Origin of the sequence: Marinobacterium sp. xm-a-152 (assembly GCF_013282965.1) — a bacterium.
In the GTDB taxonomy this organism is placed as follows: Bacteria; Pseudomonadota; Gammaproteobacteria; order Pseudomonadales; family Balneatricaceae; genus Marinobacterium_E.
In genome coordinates, this window is sequence record NZ_WBYI01000020.1 from 1 (window position 1) to 1,420 (window position 1,420).

The 1,420-nt window shown below is 41.0% G+C and carries 2 protein-coding genes; both read right to left on the reverse strand.

Annotated features, from left to right (window positions below; translation table 11 throughout):
- Window positions 1–30: 30 nt before the first annotated feature.
- On the reverse strand, window positions 31–933 hold the full coding sequence (locus XMA152_RS12390) for an IS3 family transposase (protein WP_173483779.1): 903 nt from the start codon (window positions 931–933) through the stop codon (window positions 31–33).
- Window positions 867–1,367, reverse strand: coding sequence for a transposase (locus XMA152_RS12395; protein ID WP_173483778.1), 501 nt, complete (start codon window positions 1,365–1,367; stop codon window positions 867–869). The genes XMA152_RS12390 and XMA152_RS12395 overlap by 67 nt, the downstream gene beginning before the upstream one ends.
- Window positions 1,368–1,420 lie beyond the last annotated feature (53 nt).

Below are 1,420 nucleotides of genomic sequence, written 5' to 3' on the forward strand. Positions count from 1 at the left end.
TGAACTGACCCCATAAAGTTGGACTCATTTCTAAGCGGCGCTCAAGGCCTGATTTCGATATGCTATCGGACTCAGGCCTTTTAGTTTAAGCTTAATTCGCTCGTTGTTGTAATAATCAATGTATTCTCTGATGGCCGTGATGAGCTCATCAGCATTTTTAAAACGTTCACCATGATACATCTCTGTTTTTAAAATACCGAAAAAGTTCTCTGCGACCGCATTATCTAAGCAATTACCTTTCCTAGACATACTTTGAGTTAGGCCGCATGCCTTGAGCTGGTTGATGTAAATTCTATTTTGATATTGCCAGCCTTGATCTGAGTGAACCAACGGCTTGTCGTTTTTACTTAGTTTTGAAATAGCCTTTTTTAACATATCGGTAACTAACGGGAGAGCTGCACTTTTCCTGACCTCATAACTCACCACCTCTTGATTAAATAGATCGATGATAGGCGATAGATATACTTTCTGGTCTGCAACTTTAAACTCAGTAACATCAGTCACCCACTTTTGATTGGGCTTCTGTGCGGTAAAGTTTCTTTCCAATATGTTTCCGGCAACTTCTCCTACCTGTCCTAGATAAGACTTATACCTTTTAGGCCTAACAGTGGACTTCAGGCCCTGTTGTATCATCAGCCGTTGGACACGTTTGTGATTGATCAGAATGCCGTCACTTCTTAGCACAGAAGTAATCCTACGGTATCCATACCGTCCTTTGTGGATGTGGAATAGATCGTAGATATTCTGTTTCAGCTCTAGCTCTCTGTCAGGCTGACTAAGTTGGTTCATATGGTAGTAATAAACGCTCTTAGCTAGGCCCGTAGCACTCAGTAGTAATCGTAAAGAATGTTTAGCCTTTAGCTCAGTTACGATGATTGTTTTTTCTCTTGTTGTTCCTGTTTTGCCTGAGCTAAGGCTTTCAACTTTTTTAATACATCATTCTCTGCTCGAAGGTATTTCAGTTCTTCGCGCAGCTCTTTTTCGGTCATTTGATCCGCGGGCTTGGGAGTGGGCTTATTCATGGGCTGGCTACCTTTTTTCTGAGGGATAAATTTCGTTACCTCTCCAGAATCATAGAGCTTTTTCCATTGAAGGAGTATTGCAGCAGAAGATAAATCGAAATATACACTGGTGTAACTTATAGACCAGTTTTGATCGTGCATCTTTTTCAAAGCTTTAAGCTTAAAAGCACTACTGTAAGGCTTACCAATATGCAGAAAGCTGTTCTCTCCGTGAATACGAAATACTTGTGACCAGTAACGAATCTGCCGTGCAGACACGCCATATTCTTGTGACAAACTCGCCGAGCTTTGAGTTTCACAAAGCTTTGCTAATTGCAGTTTAAATACTCTGTTATACCTGGACATAAAAAGACCCCCGATAATTGGATTGTTATGTCCAACTATTGGGGGTCAGTTCA

What these genes read in the sequence shown, in the direction of transcription:
- XMA152_RS12395 (WP_173483778.1), bottom strand. Translation starts at nt 1,367, where the DNA reads ATGTCCAGGTATAACAGAGTATTTAAACTGCAATTAGCAAAGCTTTGT.